Source organism: Pectobacterium jejuense, assembly GCF_026800125.1.
In the GTDB taxonomy this organism is placed as follows: domain Bacteria; phylum Pseudomonadota; class Gammaproteobacteria; order Enterobacterales; family Enterobacteriaceae; genus Pectobacterium; species Pectobacterium jejuense.
Genome location: NZ_JAPQKX010000008.1, coordinates 109,902 through 129,164, shown reverse-complemented (window position 1 = coordinate 129,164; position 19,263 = coordinate 109,902). Strand labels below are relative to the sequence as shown.

The window sequence follows — 19,263 nt, the reverse complement described above, 5'->3', positions numbered from 1 at the left end:
AACAATGAAAGCTCGCTGGTTACTGCCTTTACTGATTTCTGCTGCTCTGCCGGGAATGGTGCAGGCTCAGGCTATTTATCCCATTGACCGCGCCACTATGCTGGCAGGCGGAAAATTCGATTTTAAAGTCGAGTTTGATGAAGTACTTAAGCCGGAAGATATTCGCATTCTGATCAACGGTAAGGATTACCAGCAGGTGCTGGGCAAAACGGCATCGTTTGTTGAGCGTGAAGACGGCGGTAACGCGTCCACGATCTGGCTGCGAGACGTGAACTTGCCGGAAGCAGGCAAGTATGTGGTAGAGGCGGAAGCCAAAGGCAAGAAGACGCTGGTGAACTGGGAAGTTTATTCCGCAGCTGGCACGCGTAAAGCCAAAAACGTGATTCTGTTCATCGGCGATGGCCTGTCCGTTGCGCACCGCACTGGCGCGCGCATCCTGTCTAAAGGGGTGACGGAAGGGAAAGCAGACGGTCGTCTGGCGATTGATGATCTGCAATACATGGCGTTTGCCGGTACGTCCAGTACCGACTCTATCGCAGCGGATAGCGCCAACACCATGAGCGCCTACATGACCGGTCACAAATCCGGTGTGAACGCGCTGGGTGTGTACGTCAGCCGTAGCAAAAGTTCACTGGATCACCCGAAGCAGGAAACGCTGGGTGAGCTGTTAACCCGTTCTACCAAGATGTCTGTCGGCGTTGTCAGCGATGCTGAACTTCAGGACGCGACGCCAGCGGCAGTCGTCTCCCACACGCGTCGTCGTGCGGATAAAGCTGAAATCGTTGAGATGTTCTACAACGTGCAGCCTACAGTCATGCTGGGCGGCGGTTCTGCCTACTTCCTGCCGAAAAGCACGCCGGGTTCTAAGCGTAAAGACGAAACCAACTACGTTGAGAAATTCCAGCAGGCGGGCTATTCACTGGTCACCGATGCAGATTCACTGAAGAAAAATGCTGCGCAGGCGACCAAGCTGCTGGGGCTGTTCCACACTGGCAACATGGATGGCGTGATGGATCGTCGCTTCCTGAAAAATGACGTTGCCAAGAAATTCCCGAACCAGCCTGACCTGACCGACATGACGCAGGCGGCGCTGGATGTGCTGTCCAAAAACCAGGATGGCTTCTTCCTGATGGTGGAATCCGCGCTGATCGACAAAGCGTCTCACCCGCTGGATTGGGAACGCGCCTTCACTAACACCATCATGCTGGATCAGTCTGTCGCTATCGCCAAGAAATTTGCCGAGAAAAACCCAGACACGATGATCATCGTGACGGGCGACCATACTCACGGCCTGTCTATCATCGGTACCATTGATGACAGCAAACCGGGTACCGAGATGCGTGAGAAAGTCGGCGTGTATGAAGATGCGGGCTATCCGAACTATAAGGATGCCAACAAAGACGGCTACCCGGATGACCTGAACGTCTCCAAACGTTTGGCCGTGTTCTTCAACAACTACCCAGACTATTACGAAACGTTCCGTCCGAAGCTGGATGGCCAGTTCGTTCCTGCTATCAAGAACGAAAAAGATCAATACGTTGCCAACAAAGCCTACGAGAAAGTGCCGGGTGCGGTATTCCGTGAAGGGATCCTGCCACGCTCTTCCGATACGGGTGTTCATGCCGTTGACGATATGGTGATTCAGGCGAGCGGCCCAGGTGCAGAGCGTATCCGTGGTTACATGGAAAACACCGATCTGTTCCGGGTGATTGTTGATGCACTGGCGGTGAAACCGCAGGACAAAAAGTAATCCTACGACGCTATGAATAATGCGAAATGCAGCAAAGCGGGGGCGACCCCGCTTTTATTCTCTTGGCTGCGCGCGGTGCTGGTGATCTTCCTCCTTGGAGGTATCACCCCGGTGAAAGCCGCGCAGTCTGAACTCTCCTTCGACAAGCTGTACGCCTCTTACGGCGTGCTGGGTCTGGAATTCTCCAATGAAGTCAAAACGCTCTCCGGTAAACGGGTCAAGATGCGCGGCTTCATGGCACCGCCACTCAAGGCGGAGTCACAATTCTTTGTCTTAACCAAAATGCCAATGGCGCTGTGCCCCTTCTGTTCGTCTGATGCGGACTGGCCTGAAGATATCCTCGTCGTTTACCTCGCCAAACGTCAGACCTTCGTACAGAACAACACCATGATTGAGGTGGAAGGCGTGCTGGAACACGGATCGTGGACCGACCCTGAAACGGGTTTTGTCAGCCTGCTGCGACTGCGTGAAGCCACGTTCGATACCCTTTAGGAGCGCTGATGGCTGAGTTATTGATTCAACACCTGAGTGTGACCTTCCCCGATACGTCCGAGGCCGTGTTGGCTATTCCCGCGCTGTCTATTCGTTCTGGCGAACGGGTCGCGGTGATGGGACCTTCCGGCTCCGGTAAGACCACGCTAGTGAATGCCATCACCGGGATGGATCACAGCGGAACGGGCTGTGTGCAGTGGGAAAAGCAGGACATCTGGCAGATGAACGAAGCGGAACGCGACCGCTGGCGGGCGCAGCATATCGGGCTGGTGATGCAGGATTTCCACCTGTTCCCCGGTCTGAGTGCAATAGAGAACGTCTTACTGCCTGCGCAGTTTCACCACTGGCGGATCCCCGCGGCGCTCAGGCAGCGGGCGGCAGATTTGCTGGCACAGGTCGGGCTGAATACCGCGAAACGTCCGATTGAAGTGCTATCACGCGGCGAGAAGCAGCGGGTGGCGGTCGCAAGAGCGTTGCTCAGCAAGCCAGACATCATCATCGCCGATGAGCCAACGGCCAGTTTGGATGCGCAGAGCGGTGAGCAGATCGCCGATTTGCTGGTGACGCTGGCGCGCGATAGTCGCGCGACGCTTATCGCGATTACGCACGATGCGCGTCTGGCTTCACAGATGTCGCGCTGTATTCAACTGGAAAAAGGACGCCTCGTGGCGGACACGCTGTATCAGGAGGATCGCGCATGATTCCTTGGCGTCTTATTTGGGTCGACTGGCGTCGGCTCTGGCCGGGTGTGCTGGTCGTGGTGTTGCTGATCGCCGTGGCGACAGCGTTAAGTATTTCGGTGAGTTTGCAGGAAAGAGCGCTGCGCATGGGCAGCGCCAAAGCGGCTGACCGTTTCGATCTGGTGATTGGCGCACCGGGGAGCGAAACCCAACTTGTGCTGTCGTCCGTGTTCCTGCAACCGTCGGCGCTGACGCTGGTTCCTGCGCAGGTGCTGACCGATCTGGAGAAGAATCCGCTGGTTGCCTGGGCGGCACCGGTCGCGTTTGGTGATTTCTATCAGGGCATGCCGATTGTTGGCACCACGCCGCCGCTGGTCACCGATAACGGTAAACGGCAGCTCACTGCCGGACGCGTGTTCAACGACGGCTTTGAGGCCGTAGTAGGCGCGCAAACGGGGCTGACGGTGGGGAGTACTTTTAGCCCCATTCATGGTCAGGTGGGGACGGAAGGGGCGCACGCGCACGATGACGTCATCTACACTGTTGTCGGTGTTTTACCGGCTGACGGCAGCGCGTGGGATAAAGCGATTCTGGTGCCGGTGAACGCGGTGTGGCGAGTACACGGCATCCATCCACCGCATGGTGAGGACGATGCGCACCACGATGATCACGAGCATGCCGATCACGATCATGGCGCACATGAGCATGAGGAGGAACATGACGGCCATGATCATGAACACGATGAAACCGCGCAGGCGGAAGGTGAGCCGCATACCGATGAGCATCACAACCACGCTCAGCCGGTAACAGCGCCACACGATGACGAACACGGCGAAGCCGAAGCACACGGCCATGCACATCAGGCTGGTTTACCGGCTATCGTCGTTAAACCGAAAACGATCGCGGGTGCCTATCAACTTCGTTCGCTGTATCGCAGCAACACGACGTTGGCAGTGTTCCCCGGCGAAGTGCTGGTGAAGCTCTATTCGATGCTGGGTGATATTCGTGAGCTGTTGACCTATATCTCGCTGGGCACGCAGGGATTAGTCGGCGTCGCAGTGGCAATGGTAGCGGTTATCCACCTGCGGCAGCGGCAGAAACAGATCGGCGCACTCCGTGCCTTTGGCGCACCGCGCTACGGTATTTTCACGCTGATTTGGAGCGGGTTGATGTCGCTGGTGAGCGTCGGCGTACTGCTGGGTGTCGGTCTGGGCTACCTTGCTGCCCGTGCGATTGCGGTGGTGATGAGCGAGAAAAGCGGCTTCGTTCTGCCAGTGACGCTGGAATGGGAAGACATCCACTTCGTCCTGCTTCTGTTGCTGGTCGCCGCCGTGGTGCTCACGATTCCGGCGATGCTGTCCTACCGTCAATCTCCTGCAACGGCACTACGTGGTGAGTAAGTGTGGTGAGTAAGTGTGGCGACTAAGCCGCGACGCTAGCCGTATTAGCATCGGGCGCGTAGTTTCTGCGTCCGATGCTATCCTTCGCTGTCTTACCGTCATGACATAAAAAAGCAGGGTGAACGTGGTTCACCCTGCTGTATTTTACTCTCTTGGCGTGACGCCAGAGGGGATTAGCGTAAATCCAACATTGCGATATGGTCCATATCGTCAAACGTCAGGTTTTCGCCGATCATGCCCCAAATAAAGGCGTAGTTTTTGGTGCCGACGCCGGTGTGAATCGACCAGCTCGGGGAGATCACCGCCTGCTCGTTATGCATCACCAGATGGCGCGTTTCATGCGGTTCACCCATCATATGGAAAATAATGGTGTCTTCCGCCATATCAAAGTAGAAGTACACTTCCATTCTGCGCTCATGGGTATGCGTCGGCATTGAATTCCAATTGCTGCCTTCCGCCAGACGCGTTAATCCCATGCTCAACTGGCAGGTTTCCACCACTTCCGGCACCAGATATTTGCAAATTGTCCGCTTGTTACAGGTTTTGACGTCGCCCAGCGGCGCTTTGATCGCCTGATCCTGCGTAATGATGCGTGTCGGGAAAACGGCATGTGCTGGTGCGCTGTTATAATACAGTTTCGCCGGTTTGGCTTTGTCCAGGCTGCTGAATGCTAAGGCTTTGGCTCCTTTTCCGACATAGAGCGCTTCCTCATTGCCAACTTCATAGCTTGTGCCGTCGATGACGATTTTTGCTGGGCCGCCGATATTGATAAGCCCCAGCTCGCGACGCTCAAGAAAATAGTTCACGCCAAATTGTTTGCCGATGCCATCATCAAACGTTATCTCGCCATCCACCGGCATGATCCCGCCCACCACGATACGGTCGATGTGGCTGTAGGTCATGGTGTATTGGTTTGGCGTAAATATCTGCTCAATAAGAAATTTCTTTCTCAGCTCAGTGGTATCAAGCGTTTTCGCATGTTCACTGTGTACACTTTGTCGTACGTCCATTTTGCTACCTTCTTATGCGGTTTTAGGTGAAAAGCGTTTTGCCCATACTGCCGTAAGGATGGGTACCAGTACTGATGTCACGATCACACTGGTGGCGACTAACGCTGTTGCCTGTTGAGCGACCGGAGCGAATTCCGGAGCCATATTCGCGATCAACAGAGGAGTGGCGACGGCGGCACCCGCGCTGCTGGATGCGGCCACGCCTGCGGTTCCATTACCACCGCCGATAAATTTATCAGCCAGAATCAACGGGATACCTGTAACCACAATCACCAGCAGGCCGAGGAAGATACCTGCGAAGCCCGTCTGGAGGATCACTGCCAGATTAATGGTGTTGCCCAATGCAAAGGCAAAGAAAGGGATCAGCGTTTGTACGGAATTACCGAACAGTTTTCTCAAGTCCGGGTCCAGGTTGCCCAATGCAAAACCAATCAGGAAGGGCAGGACGGCACCGACAAATAACTGAGGTTCAAAGGTCGCGATACCGCTGGCACCCAGAATGACCATGGTCATCAACGGGCCGGATTCCAGAGACATCAGTACGAAGGCACCCGCTTCTTCTTTCGAACCGTATTGGTTCATCAGTGCGGCGTACAAACCACCGTTAGTCATGTCCATTGCCGCGACCAGCGCCAGCACGGAGATCCCAGCCAGCATACCGTTTTGGATGCCGTCACCCGGCAAGAATGTGCCTGCGATCAGCGCCACAACCCAGGCAGTGGCGATTTTGGTGACCACCAGAACGCCTGATTTTCTCAGCATCGTTCCCGTTGCTTTAAATTCAATGGACGCGCCCATGCAGAAAAACCATACCGCCAGAATAGGGATTGTGCCAGTAATCAGGCCGTTACTGAATGAACCTAAGTATTTCCCAGCGCCTGGCGTAAAGGTATTACAGAGTGCGCCCAAAAAGAGCGGCACCAGCATTAATCCCCCAGGGATTTTATCAATAGCTTGTTTGATTTTCATAAAAGACCTCATTAAAAGATAAAAGCATGTTCAGCCCGCTTTCAGTGAAAGCAGATGGAGTATTGGTATAAAGTAATAAATAGGGGGGAATAAAACCCAAGGGGTTATTACCCGATTTCATTAACTAGTGAAGATGGTTGTCCCCATTATAAAATTGATAATTAATATTTTTCGTCATCTTAATGATGGCTTATGTCATGTTTTTTTAGTTATAGTTGGTCTCCCCGCAATGCTTAATAAGCGTTTGCAGGTAATTATGTCGTGATATATCCGTCGCGCCATTTTTACGCGACTATGATGAATTTCAATAAATTATAAATTGAAATTCATTAGGGTTATTTTCAATAAATAGATTATCTAATATCAATATTCCGGCTGTTAATATGTGCAGTAATTGCTTTGCTGGTTTTAATCAGGCTTGCCAGATGCTTTTCTTTTTTTCCGTTAGCATATTGCGACTGCATACCGTTAACGCCGATAGCAGCGATGACTTCACCATTTTGGTTAAAGATCGGCGCGGCCATGCAGCAGATCTCTTCTATATCTTCGCCGTCGTCTATGGCCCAGCCCTGTTCTTTGACGGTTTTCAGGTGTTGTAGGAAATCTTCTTTATTGGTAATCGTCCGGGGCGTCAAATATTCAAAGGTGCAATCGGCAATCAGTGATTCAATTCTTTCCTGCGGCAGCCAGGCGACGAGCACTTTTCCCAGAGACATACGGTTAAATACAATTTTCTTACCTTCCCAGGATGTTTTTACGATGGCCTTTGGCGATTCGACTTTACTCAGGAAGAAACCGTTATCGCCATCCATAATACCAAGATGGCAGGTCAACTCCGTCTCTTTGACCAATTCATGCATAAAGTTAATCGTGTCTTTACGCAGATCAATATTCTTTATTACCAAACCGCCAAGCTCAAACAGTCTTAATCCCAAAACATAACGACCGTCAGCGCGCTGACGTAATAATTGCGTCACCACCAGCACTTCTAATAGATGATGTACGCTGCTTTTGGGTATAGACAAATCAGTGCAAATCTCAGTGAAGCTGGCTTCGTCGTGTTTGGCGATGTAGTCAATAATCATCACTAAACGGACGGCTGCCGGTGCTTTACTGTGTTCGATCTGTTGGAATATATTCATGGTTGTTCTATATATAAAACTATGGTTTCCTATATAGAACAATAATAACGCAACGGTAATTTATTTACCTAGATGCAGATCACAAAATAATCGCGAAGTGGTTGAATATTTCAATATAAATGAAACGTAGTTTTATTAGGGAAACAAAATAGCGGTATTTTGGCAGGAAAGATGCCTGACCCCGTCAATAAGGTCAGGCATGATGTAAATGACAGAACGGCGGTTAACGCTTTTTAAAGGCCGCGGCCAGCGCATCGCCCATCGCGCTGTTGCCGGCGACAGGGGCGCTAGCAGGACGAGGACGTGATTTACCGGCTGGCTGACGCGATGAAGTATTGCTATCGCCACGCGCATTGCCACCGCCACGACGTGATGCCGTCTCGCCCGGTTGTTCATCAAGGCGCATAGTCAGCGCGATACGCTTACGTTGCAGATCCACTTCCATCACTTTCACTTTGACGATATCGCCCGCTTTCACGACCTTGTGCGGATCGTCGACAAAATGGTCGGCCAGTGACGAAATGTGTACCAAACCGTCCTGATGGACGCCGATATCCACAAATGCGCCAAAGTTGGTGACGTTGGTGACGGCACCTTCCAGAATCATGCCCGGCAGGAGATCGTTTAAGGTCTCCACGCCGTCGGCGAAGCTGGCGGTTTTGAACTCAGGACGTGGATCGCGACCCGGTTTTTCCAGCTCTTTGATGATGTCGGTTACCGTCGGCACGCCGAAACGCTCATCGGTGAAATCCGACGGTTTCAGGTTACGCAGCGCGTTGGGGTTCCCCATTAGCTCCTGCAACGCCTGCTCGGTCGCGGCCAGAATGCGTTCCACGACTGGATACGCTTCTGGGTGAACGGTAGAGGCATCCAGCGGGTTGTTGCCGTGGTTGATGCGCAGGAAGCCCGCACACTGTTCAAAGGCTTTTGGCCCCAGACGGCTGACTTTCAGCAGTTGTTCACGGTTGTGGAAGCGGCCATTCTCATCACGCCAGGTCACAATGTTTTGCGCCATCATGCGCGTCAGCCCGGCGACACGCGTTAACAGCGCCACGGACGCGGTGTTCAGGTCAACGCCGACGGCGTTTACGCAGTCTTCGACCACCGCATCCAGTTTCTTCGCCAGCAGACTTTGGCTTACGTCATGCTGATACTGACCCACGCCGATGGATTTCGGGTCGATCTTCACCAGTTCCGCCAGCGGATCCTGCAAACGACGGGCGATAGAGACTGCGCCGCGCAGCGAGACATCCAGATCGGGGAATTCCAGCGCAGCCAACTCGGACGCGGAATACACCGACGCGCCAGCTTCGCTGACGATCACTTTCTGCGCTTTGATATCCGGGAACTGTTTTTGCGTGTCGAGGAAGAAACGCTCGGTTTCACGTGACGCAGTACCGTTGCCAATCGCCACTAGCTCAACCTGATACTTGAGGCACAGCGCAGCGACAATCGTAGCCGCTTTCGCTGCCTGACCGGTATGCGGATAAATCGTATCGGTCGCGACCAGCTTGCCGGTGGCATCCACCACCGCGACTTTTACACCAGTGCGCAGGCCGGGATCGAGACCCATCGTGGCACGCATACCCGCCGGAGCAGCCATCAGCAGGTCGTGCATGTTGCGGGCGAAGACGTTGATTGCTTCGTCTTCGGCCTTTTCACGCACGCTACCCATCAGGTCGGTTTCAAGGTGCAGCAGCACTTTAATACGCCACGTCCAGCTAATGACGGCGCGTCGCCAGCTGTCCGCCGCAGCATTCCCCAAACGCAGGTTCAGGTGGTCGATAATAATCTGTTCGCAGTAGCTCTCACGCGGCGCTTCTTCGTGTTGCGGATCGGCGTTCAGTGCCAGTTGCAGCACGCCTTCGTTACGGCCACGGAACATCGCCAGTGCGCGGTGTGAAGGTACCTGAGCAATCGGTTCATGGTGATCGAAATAGTCGCGGAACTTCGCGCCTTCTTCCTCTTTCCCTTCCACAACGCGGGAAACCAGATGGGCATTTTTCCACAGATAGTTACGCACTTTTGCCAACAGCGTGGCGTCTTCGGCAAAGCGCTCCATCAGGATGTAACGTGCGCCGTCCAATGCGGCTTTCACGTCCGCTACGCCTTTCTCGGCATCAACATAAGCCTGTGCCGTCAGCTCTGGATCCTGGCTCGGGTCTTGCCACAGGCCATCGGCCAGCGGTTCCAGACCGGCTTCAATCGCGATCTGCCCGCGCGTGCGGCGCTTAGGTTTATACGGCAGGTAGAGATCTTCCAGCTCGGTTTTGCTCAGCGTGCCGTTAATAGCCGTGGCGAGCTGTGGGGTTAATTTCCCCTGTTCGTCGATGGATTTCAGAATAGTCTGGCGTCGATCTTCCAGTTCACGCAGGTAGCCGAGGCGCGTTTCGAGCTGGCGCAACTGGGTGTCATCCAGCCCGCCGGTCACTTCTTTACGGTAACGGGCGATAAAAGGGACGGTGTTTCCTTCGTCCAGCAGGCGGACGGCGGCGTCTACCTGCTCCGTACGCGCCTGCAATTCGCTGGCGATAATGTGGCTTAATGAATCATTCATAGGTCTGATATCAGTCGTCGTCAAATTAGTGGAATAAAAGGTAGTGGAATTAAGTAGTGAGTAAACAAGTGAGGACAGTTATACGGATTGAGCGTGCAAAATGCCAGCCGCCGCCGTCTGGAAAACGCGGATGATCTCGCGTTGTTCAGTGCAACAAAATTTACCTACATCAATATTCCGTCAGATTCTTGCAACCCACTCACGATTTTAGCGTATGACATACGTTGGCTTGTGTTGCTGTAAATTGAGCGCTGTAAATTGAGTGCCGCACGGGATGACCTATCCAGAAGCCCATAAGAGCGGACGAGAACAACATCATTATTCGGGCAGGAGAAAGTTCATGACAGTCAGAACGTCCACGTTGACGGCAGAAGGGCAGGCGGATATCACGCTGGACATGCGTTCCGGCGTGCTGGGGAAAACGGCGGTGGATATTCGCCCACTTGGTGAACACGGGCTGTGCAGCTATGACCCCGGTTTTGCCAATACGGCAGGGTGCGAGTCGGCGATTACCTATATTGATGCGGTGAATAGTGTGCTGCTGCATCGGGGCTTCCCTGTCGAACAGCTCGCCGAGCAGTGTGACTTTACTGAAGTCTGTTACATCCTGCTGCATGGCGAAGCGCCTTCGGCGGAAGCGTATGCGGAATTTGCTGACAATATCACCCGCCATACGCTGGTTCATGAGCAAATTACCCGGATGTTCAGCGGCTTTCGTCGCGATTCCCACCCGATGGCGCTGATGTGCGCTGTGGTGGGCGCGCTGGCCGCGTTCTATCACGATGTATTGGATATCCATAACGCGGAGCATCGCGAGCTGGCGGCGGTGCGACTGCTGTCGAAGATGCCGACGTTGGCGGCGATGTGCTACAAATATTCCATCGAACAGCCGTCCGTCTATCCCCGTAATTCGCTCTCCTATACCGGCAACTTCCTGCATATGCTGTTTTCGATTCCAGCGGAGAAATATGAAGTGAATCCGGTGCTGGAACGAGCGATGAACCGCATCCTGATTCTGCATGCCGATCATGGTCAGTGCCCGTCTACGATGGCGGTCAGAGCGTCGGGTTCTTCCGGCGCGAATCCGTTTGCCTGCATTGCCGCTGGGCTGGCATCGATGTGGGGGCCGCTGCACGGCGGGGCGAACGAAGCCTGTATGCGCATGCTGGAAGAGATTAAAACGGTCGATCGCGTCCCTGAATTTGTACGACGCGCGAAAGACCGCTGCGATTCATTCCGCCTGATGGGATTCGGTAACTCGGTCTACCAGCATTTCGACCCACGCGCGGCGATTCTGCGTAAAACCTGTTATGAAGTGCTCAATGAACTCGGCACGGAAGATAGTCTATTGCAGGTGGCGATGGAGCTGGAACATATCGCGATGACCGACGCCTATTTTCTGGAGAATAAACTCTACCCGAGCGTCGATTTCTATACCTCAGTCATTCTCAAAGCGATGGGGCTGCCGCCATCAATGTTTACGGTTATTTCCACCGTCGGCAGAACGATCGGCTGGATTGCGCATTGGGATGAGATGCATAAGCAGGATGAAATCAGCATCTACCGTCCGCGCCAGATTTATACCGGACAGCCGCGTCGGGACTATGTTTCCGCGCTGAAAGACTGATGCGATTTTCACCATGATGCCGATGTCGCGGCATCATGGCGATCTTGGGCAGGATAAGCCTAGAATTTTTCCCAGTTATCCTGTGCGTTGCCGACCGGCGCGAGCGCTAAACGAGTCGGTTGGGCTTTCTTCGCCATCGGCGCTGGGCGGACTGCTGGCGTGCCGCGCAGATGGAAACGGTTCATGAGCGTAACCAGGTGAGAGGACTGCTCGCGCAGACTGGTTGCCGCATTGGCAGATTCTTCCACCAGCGTCGCGTTCTGCTGAGTGACCTGATCGAGCTGGTTCACGGCATCATGAATTTGCGAAATACCGGATTCCTGCTCCTGCGTTGTCGTCCCGATCTCACTGATTAAATCCGCCACGCTGCGCGCCTGACGCACCAGCTCATCAATGGTGCTACCGGTGTCTTCAACCAGACGATTCCCTGCTTCCACTTTTTCGACGCTGGTGTTGATCAGTGCCGCGATCTCTTTAGCGGCGGAGGCGGAGCGCTGTGCCAGCGAGCGTACTTCCCCAGCCACCACGGCGAAACCGCGACCTTGCTCACCCGCGCGCGCGGCTTCGACCGCCGCATTCAGCGCCAGAATATTGGTCTGGAAGGCGATGCCATCAATGACGCTGATGATGTCGCGGATTTTGTGTGAACTGTCGGAGATCTCTTTCATGGTAATCACCATATCGCCGATCGCCTCGCCGCCCTTGGTCGCCGTTTCGCTGGCCTGGCTGGCAAGTTGAGTGACGCTACGCACGGTATGCGCATTCTGACGAATCGCCTGACTCATCTGCTCCATTGAGGCGGCCGTTTGTTGCAGGCTGGCGGCCTGTTCTTCCGTACGCTGGCTCAGGTTTTCGCTGCCTGCGGCGATTTGGCTTGAGCCGGAAGCGATGGCTTCGCTGCTCTGTCGCACCTGCTCGACGATATCGCCCAGGTTATTACTCATGTGACGCATGGTGGCTAACAGGCTGCTGTGGTCGTTCGGCTTGATATTGATATCAATAGCCAGATCGCCATCGGCCACCTGCCGGGCAACGTGGGTGGCGTAGAGTGGTTCGCCCCCCAGTTGGTTTTTCAGCGTGCGGGTTATCAGCCAGGCCACGACCGCGGCCATAGCAGCAGCGGCAAGCGCGAGAATCAGCATGATAACGCTGCCGGACTGCGCGTCCTGCTGCGCCCCGCTGACAATCTCATTGGTATCCTGCTGCTGCGAAGCCATCATCGCGTCCAAAACTTTGAACAGTGCGTTTTGTGCCGTCTGCATCTCATTGAGAATAATGGCGTTACCCTGTAGACGCTGCTGTGGATCGGTGGATTGCACCAATTCCATCGCTTTCAAAAAGGCCGCAAGGTAGGGCGGACGGGTATCCTGAAACTGTTTCAGCAGCGCGCTGGTGCCTTCGGTATCGAGCTGTTGCCCCAGCTTTTTCAGGTTGGCGGTATTGCGAGCGATTTGCTCGTCGACGAACTGCTTTTCCTGCTTGATTTGCGCAGGATCGGTGCTGAGTGCCATGTTCCGAATCAGACGGGCATTGGCGTCAAAGCCAGCTTTAACTTCCTGAATCAATAACATATTCGCTAACGTAGTGCCGGAAAGCCGGTTGATGTCGTTACCCAGTCCAACCAGCTGGAGTCGTCCGAAGAATGCCACCATCAGGCTGATGATAATAACCAGAGAAAATCCCATACCCAGCATCTTGCCGAGTTTGATTCTGTTCAGCATATTCATAAACATCCTTAATTTTTTGACATGCTATGAAGGCACAGCGGAGGAGGCTTGCTATCGTAATCGATGCAAGTAATGGCAAGGAATTATAGCTATGTTTCGCATTTTCGGGATACATCGGTAACTCCCGTCCTCAAAAACATATCGATAAGAATATCTGTAATATCGGCAAGAAAAGCATTCAGTTGATCACGGAAATTACGGCATGTGGGATTTCGTATGAAATGTGTGATCTGAGAGACAAAATGCGTGCGGGTATGGCGTTGGCTAATGGGAATAATGAGAAAAACGTGGGAGAGTGGTGCGTTAACCCTTTTAGAGGCTAACGCACCAGTTAATTAAGAGACGTCATCGCCGACAAAAGGGGCGATATAGCGCTGATAGCGTGATTCTTTCAGCTGTTGCAGGTCGACCAGCACCAGGCCGTCGATGCAGTTATTGAAATCAGGGTCGATGCCGAAGTCGATAAACCGCACGCCTCCCGGCTCACACAGCTCCGAATACTGCTTGTAGAGCGTGGGGATCGCACAACCCATGTTGCTGAGCATGCTTTTCAACCGCGTGAGGTCCTGCTGGTAGTCCGTTCCTTCAAACTGTTTCAGCACGTCAGGCAGCGAGGCCGGATAAGGGCGACGCGACGTTGCCAGCGGCTGGTCGGGCGTGAAGTGCAGGCGGTAAAACGCAACCAGCAAATCGCGTGCATGCGGCGGCAAGGTGCCGGACAGCGACACTGGGCCGAAAAGATAGCGGTGTTCTGGATAGCGCGCCAGATAGGCACCAATGCCCAGCCAGAGATAATCCAGCCCGCGTTTACCCCAGTATTTGGGCTGAATAAAGCTGCGTCCCAGCTCAATGCCGGATGCCAGTATTGGATCCATTTCGTCACCGTACTGGAACAGGCTGTGGCTGTAGAGGCCGCTTTTCCCTTTTTCGGCGATCAGGCTTGCCGTCGAGACAAAGCGATAGGCACCGACAATCTCCAGTTCGCGCTCGTCCCACAGGATTAGGTGCAGATAATCATCATCATAGCTGTCCAGATCGCGACGTTGCCCGGATCCTTCGCCTACGGCCCGGAAGGCGATTTCGCGCAGGCGTCCGAGTTCGCGCAACAGCGGCACGTAATCTTCTTCACCGCGACGATACAGATAGACAATCTTGCCATCCGGTGTGGTGCCCAGCGTTTCACACTCTGACAGCGCGCGCTTCAGCAGCACGCGGTCTTCGGCCAGCGCAATAGGCTTTTCACCGGCAAAACAGCCGGGCTTTCCTTGTCCCAACCGATAAACGTGACGTCGGAAACGGGCCGCCAGATCGTTGGCGTTCCACTCGCCCTGGCTCCAGGACGCATAGGGAATTCTGGCACCGATACGCAGCTTGAGAGTTTGGCCGCGCTGACCAAACATTTCTCTCACCAGCAAGAGGGTGGAGAGCGGGCGATAAACCATGGAAGAGAGATAGAACAGCGCGCTGTTGCGTCCGCCGATATGAATCGGCACCACGGGCGCGCGGGCTTTGCTCGCCATGCGGATAAATCCGTTGTGCCAGTGGCCGTCGCGAATACCTTGCAGGCTGGCGCGTGAAACCTCGCCTGCCGGGAAGACGATGATCGCGCCGTCGCCTTCCAGATGCTGCTGGATGGCGTTGACCTGCTGGCGTTTGGTACGGTTATTGAAGTTATCGACGGAAAAAAACAGATTTTTGAGCGGGGCGACATAAGAGAGTAGCTGGCTGGCGACGATGCGGACATCGGGCCTGACGCTGGCGACGGTGCGCAATAGCGCCAGACCGTCCAGTGAGCCAATGGGGTGGTTGGCAACCAACACAACCGGTCCCTGACTGGGGATATTTTCTAAATCCCCTTCGACCATTTCACAATTGAAGTTGAAGTAGTCAAGAATCTGTTCGACCAGATCCAATCCCTTCAAATGCGGGTAACGCCGCGCAAATTGCTGCATTTCATTTTCAAATAGCAGAGAACGCAAAACCGTTTTCTGCCAGGGTGGCGTATGGCGATGCGGGACAAGATCTTGCAGAATGGCGTCTAAGCTAAACATAAATCGTTCTCCGTAGCTCTCCGTGGCTAAAAGTACGGGATAGAAATGACATATTTATGTCTGTTGATAGATTATTAGCCAAAACTGTAAATCTGTGTAATGAACGCGCGATTTTTTCGGGCGAGGGATATCGAAGCATGTGGTACGCACTAAGAGCCTAACGGGGTTACTGACTTGAAAACCAACCTGATTACCCGCGAGGGGTATGACAAACTGCGGGCAGAGCATGACCATCTCTGGAATGTAAAGCGCCCTGAAATTACGAAAATTGTCTCCTGGGCAGCTAGCCTGGGGGATCGCTCAGAAAATGCGGACTACACCTATAACAAGCGTTTATTGCGCCAGATCGATCGTCGTGTGCGCTACCTAAGAAAATGCCTGACGGAATTGAAAATCGTTGATTACTCGCCGCAGCAGGATGGCAGCGTATTCTTTGGTGCCTGGGTTGAGATCGAGAATGAACAAGGTGATGTGAAGCGTTTGCGGATTGTCGGCCCGGACGAGATCTACGGCGACAATAAAGACTATATTTCGATCGATTCCCCGATGGCGCGCGCCATGCTGAAAAAAGCGGTTGATGAGGAGTTCATCGTGAACACGCCAGACGGCCCGCGTGAGTGGTTCGTCAATTCGATTGAGTACGTTAAGTAAAAAGCGGCCCGGTAGCGACACATAGAGGAAATTGGTATGTGTGCGGCACACCGGGCAAACGCCTCTTTATTGAGGAAAAACATCTCTCTTTTACCCGCTATCGGCGCAACGGGTTTAGTCATCTACATTTTGCGCCCGCAGCAGCTGTCTGGCCTGCTCAATGACGGGTAAATCCACCATCTCACCGTTTATCTGGAAAGCGTAGCTGTGTTCGGCTGCTTTCAGAACCTGCTTTGCCCAGTCTATTTTGCTGCGATCCGTCGCGAATGCCTGCTGAACTGCATCGATCTGCGAGGGATGAATACAGAGTTTGGCCGAGAAGCCGAGCGAGCGCGCATGTAATGCGTCTGCTAACACCCGGTCGTGATGCGTGAAGTCAGGATTGACGCAATCTATCGGTGGCGGCAAGTCGGCCAGTCTGGACGCTAATACAATGCGGCTTCTGGCATACAGCAAGGCATACAGGGATTGATCGCAATGAATATCGAGTGAGAAATCCAATGAGCCAAATGCCACTCTTTCTACCCCTGCTGCACAAATCTCTTCCGCATGATGCAACCCCTGCGCGGTTTCAATAATCGCAATAATATTAACCGCTTCCAATCTATTGGAATTTATCATTTCCCGCGCGTCATGCAGCATTTCTGCGGATTCTATTTTAGGTAAAACAATTTCCCATTTAGCTGTTTTATGTTTGGATGGGGCGTTATTTCTTAATTTTTCTTTATTATTAAGTCTATTAAGAAACTCGATATCTTCACTGAATTCCATTGAACCGAATTTGTTTAAACGTATATATCTTTTGCAATTTATTTCAGAGACGGTCGTATCGTTTTTATCCCATTGGATAATATTTTCTCTAGCCTGGTTTTTTTCATCAGGATGAACAGCATCTTCTAAATCAAATATCACGGCATCGGCACCGCAGCAGACGGCTTGTTGAAAGCGGTGGGGCGCATTACCAGGCACAAAGAGATAGGTTTTAGCGTGTTCCATGCTGCTCTCCTTCTGTTAATTAATTGATTAAATGATATTTTATTAAAATGTAACTAATTAGTTGCGAATAAGAATGATACCTATTTACATTGTCATGGTTGATATGCTAGCTTTCCGTTCATTATTTTTCAATCCATCTATCACGACATTTTTATTAAATTTCGGGACGTGTTAACCCGAGATTTAATGACACCCTTTTATACGTTACTGCAATCGGTTTTTACTTGTTTTATCGGTATGAGGAGTGGTTATGAATATCAAGGCTGACGAAGTTAAACACAGGGATATACATCGGGATGTAGATGATTTTCTCTCTGATTACTCAAATAAAAACGCGTTAAGGCGATTGATTCGCTGCTTTTTCGCAGAAGGGATTTTGAATAAAAATGACCTGAATTTTATTAAGGGTAATTCTGGGGGAGCAACGCTAATCTTGCAGGGTGGCAAAGGTATATTGAAATTTGATGATATTTCCGCATCACCGGCAAACACGTATATTAATAATGGAAATATTTATCTCATTCATTCCGATGGGACGTCTTTTCCCGTTACTAGCCACGAGCGATTGATTGATTTACTTCGCGATAATTTCGATTTTCATCCTGAAGAAAGCGGCATCAGTGGCCTGAAAAAAGACGTCGGTAACAGCATTCGTAATGATACCAACGCCCGGCGCTATCGGTGCCAGTGGCGTGCTGAGGTGGCAGATGCCATGCAGCGGGACGGGCAGAACGCTTTCACGCCGTGGCTGCGTCGGCAGCTAAGCATTCGCGATGCCGCCATGTTTCTCGATCAGTGGGGGTCGCTGGAAGGCCACCCTTACTACCCGACTTGGAAATCCCGCCCGGGCCTGAGTGACGAAGACGTCCAGCAACTGTCACCCGAATTTAACGCCCGCGTGCCGTTGCGTATTACCGCGCTGCGCCGCGATATGGCGTATGTAGAATCCATGCCGCACGTCGATGATTTTCATGCGTGGTTTGCTCAGGCATTCCCCGCGCTCTGGCAGGACTGGAAGCAGCGCCTGAATCAACAAGGGCTGGATGAGACGCAGTGGCTCCCGCTGCCCATCCACAGCTGGCATCTGGAAAACTGGGTGAAATCCCACTATGCGGATGAAATTGCCGAAGGGATTCTGCTTACCGACGGCCCCGATCTCATCACGTTGCCGGGTATGTCGTTCCGTACCGTTTTGCCTGTTGAACCGCCTGCGTCCCCTTTCATCAAACTGCCCGTCGCCATCTGGATGACCAGCGAAATGCGCAGCCTACAGGCGAAATCCATCCACATGGGGCCACGTATCAGCACCATTATCGAAGCGATTCTGGCGCAGGAAGGCGGGTTCGAACAGCGGCTGGAATTTTTCCGCGAAGAGACGGCGTTCCACTACAAACACGCGATTCATCAGGATGACGCGCCGGGCAAACACCTCTCCGTCGTGTTCCGCGATGCACGAATTTATGAACGCACCGACGGCGCGCTGCCCGTGACCGTCGCGACGCTGTTTACGGCGCTGCCTCACCGTGACCAACCGCTGTTCACCGAGCTGGTGACGCTGTCCGGGCTTGGCCCCGAAGCGTGGTTCCGCCAATACGTCCGCGCCGTAACCCGACCTGTTATCGCTATCTATCTGCTGTACGGCATCGGGCTGGAAGCGCATCAGCAGAACAGCCAGATCCTCTTTTCACCGGAAGGTGTCGCGCAGGGATTATTAATCCGTGATTTCGGCGACGGGCGTACCTATGCGCCGCTGCTGCGTCAGCGCGGTCATCATCTGCAACCCTACGTCTGGCCCGGCATTCTGCCCACGGTATTTGAAGACGACATCGAGCCAGTGCGGATGTTTGTCGTCGATGCCTGCTTTGTCAGCCACCTGCACGAACTGGCGCTGGCGCTCAGCGCGGAATACGGCTTTACCGATTCCCGGCTGTGGCAGGTGATGAAAGAAGAAACCGCTGCGGCGTTTGACGCGGTGAAGTCACGCGTTGATGGCGAGCTGTGGCAGACCGAACACGACATGTTTTTGACCCATCCCTGGTATACGCGTTCGCTGCTGCGCATGCACATCCAGGAATATCGCGACTACCGGATTCAGCACGGTCTGAGCAATCCCTTCCTCATCGAAGAGGAAGCAACCCGCATCGGATCGTGATGTATGGCGATGCTCCCGCCTCACAGGCTGAAAAACGGGAGCATCTTTTTCACTCCTCA

At 53.2% G+C, this 19,263-nt stretch carries 14 protein-coding genes; 7 read left to right on the top strand and 7 right to left on the bottom strand.

From position 1 onward, the window contains the following. The first annotated feature begins 4 nt into the window (after positions 1 to 4). The 4 genes from NXT09_RS15795 to NXT09_RS15780 are packed head-to-tail and all read left to right on the top strand — an operon-like array spanning position 5 to position 4,322. Entirely contained in the window at positions 5 to 1,750 is a 1,746-nt protein-coding gene (locus tag NXT09_RS15795) for an alkaline phosphatase (protein ID WP_268580283.1), read from the top strand. A 12-nt stretch (positions 1,751 to 1,762) separates the two neighbouring features. After that, on the top strand, positions 1,763 to 2,242 hold the full coding sequence (locus tag NXT09_RS15790; protein ID WP_268580282.1) for a hypothetical protein: 480 nt from the start codon (positions 1,763 to 1,765) through the stop codon (positions 2,240 to 2,242). Positions 2,243 to 2,250: 8 nt separating this feature from the next. Further along, on the top strand, positions 2,251 to 2,943 hold the full coding sequence (locus NXT09_RS15785) for an ABC transporter ATP-binding protein (RefSeq protein ID WP_174867084.1): 693 nt from the start codon (positions 2,251 to 2,253) through the stop codon (positions 2,941 to 2,943). Next, the gene (locus NXT09_RS15780; RefSeq protein WP_268580279.1) at positions 2,940 to 4,322 is read left to right on the top strand and encodes an FtsX-like permease family protein; all 1,383 of its coding nucleotides are present in this window, start codon (positions 2,940 to 2,942) and stop codon (positions 4,320 to 4,322) included. Before NXT09_RS15785 ends, NXT09_RS15780 begins: the two co-directional genes overlap by 4 nt. 173 nt (positions 4,323 to 4,495) lie before the next feature. Here the strand turns inward: NXT09_RS15780 and kduI are convergent, their stop codons facing one another. From kduI to NXT09_RS15760, 4 genes are all read right to left on the bottom strand, one after another. Further along, entirely contained in the window at positions 4,496 to 5,332 is an 837-nt protein-coding gene (kduI, locus tag NXT09_RS15775) for a 5-dehydro-4-deoxy-D-glucuronate isomerase (protein ID WP_240583956.1), read from the bottom strand. A 12-nt stretch (positions 5,333 to 5,344) separates the two neighbouring features. Next, a complete protein-coding gene (gene kdgT / locus NXT09_RS15770) occupies positions 5,345 to 6,301 on the bottom strand; it encodes a 2-keto-3-deoxygluconate transporter (RefSeq protein ID WP_240583955.1) in 957 nt (318 codons plus the stop codon). Positions 6,302 to 6,654: 353 nt separating this feature from the next. Continuing rightward, positions 6,655 to 7,443 (bottom strand): IclR family transcriptional regulator, encoded by a 789-nt coding sequence (locus tag NXT09_RS15765; RefSeq protein WP_268580277.1) that lies wholly within the window; start codon positions 7,441 to 7,443, stop codon positions 6,655 to 6,657. A 223-nt stretch (positions 7,444 to 7,666) separates the two neighbouring features. Continuing rightward, positions 7,667 to 10,000, bottom strand: coding sequence for a Tex family protein (locus NXT09_RS15760; protein ID WP_268580275.1), 2,334 nt, complete (start codon positions 9,998 to 10,000; stop codon positions 7,667 to 7,669). Between the two features lie 340 nt (positions 10,001 to 10,340). Between NXT09_RS15760 and NXT09_RS15755 the strand changes: the two genes are divergently transcribed. Beyond that, on the top strand, positions 10,341 to 11,627 hold the full coding sequence (locus tag NXT09_RS15755) for a citrate synthase (protein ID WP_268580273.1): 1,287 nt from the start codon (positions 10,341 to 10,343) through the stop codon (positions 11,625 to 11,627). A 59-nt stretch (positions 11,628 to 11,686) separates the two neighbouring features. Here the strand turns inward: NXT09_RS15755 and NXT09_RS15750 are convergent, their stop codons facing one another. Next, positions 11,687 to 13,354, bottom strand: coding sequence for a methyl-accepting chemotaxis protein (locus tag NXT09_RS15750; protein ID WP_268580272.1), 1,668 nt, complete (start codon positions 13,352 to 13,354; stop codon positions 11,687 to 11,689). A gap of 335 nt (positions 13,355 to 13,689) precedes the next feature. Beyond that, the gene (gene olsF / locus NXT09_RS15745) at positions 13,690 to 15,405 is read right to left on the bottom strand and encodes a bifunctional ornithine lipid synthase OlsF (RefSeq protein ID WP_268580270.1); all 1,716 of its coding nucleotides are present in this window, start codon (positions 15,403 to 15,405) and stop codon (positions 13,690 to 13,692) included. 174 nt (positions 15,406 to 15,579) lie between these two features. Here olsF and greB point away from each other — a divergent pair, with 174 nt between their 5' ends. Further along, positions 15,580 to 16,056 carry a transcription elongation factor GreB gene (greB, locus tag NXT09_RS15740; protein ID WP_205555260.1) on the top strand — a complete coding sequence of 159 codons (477 nt, stop codon included), beginning with the start codon at positions 15,580 to 15,582 and terminating at the stop codon, positions 16,054 to 16,056. Between the two features lie 114 nt (positions 16,057 to 16,170). Here the strand turns inward: greB and NXT09_RS15735 are convergent, their stop codons facing one another. Continuing rightward, complete coding sequence (locus NXT09_RS15735) at positions 16,171 to 17,052, bottom strand: HpcH/HpaI aldolase/citrate lyase family protein (RefSeq protein ID WP_268580266.1); 882 nt, start codon at positions 17,050 to 17,052, stop codon at positions 16,171 to 16,173. A gap of 250 nt (positions 17,053 to 17,302) precedes the next feature. Here NXT09_RS15735 and NXT09_RS15730 point away from each other — a divergent pair, with 250 nt between their 5' ends. Continuing rightward, positions 17,303 to 19,204: an IucA/IucC family protein gene (locus NXT09_RS15730; RefSeq protein ID WP_268580264.1), complete on the top strand. Its 1,902-nt coding sequence runs from the start codon at positions 17,303 to 17,305 to the stop codon at positions 19,202 to 19,204. Positions 19,205 to 19,263: the final 59 nt, after the last annotated feature.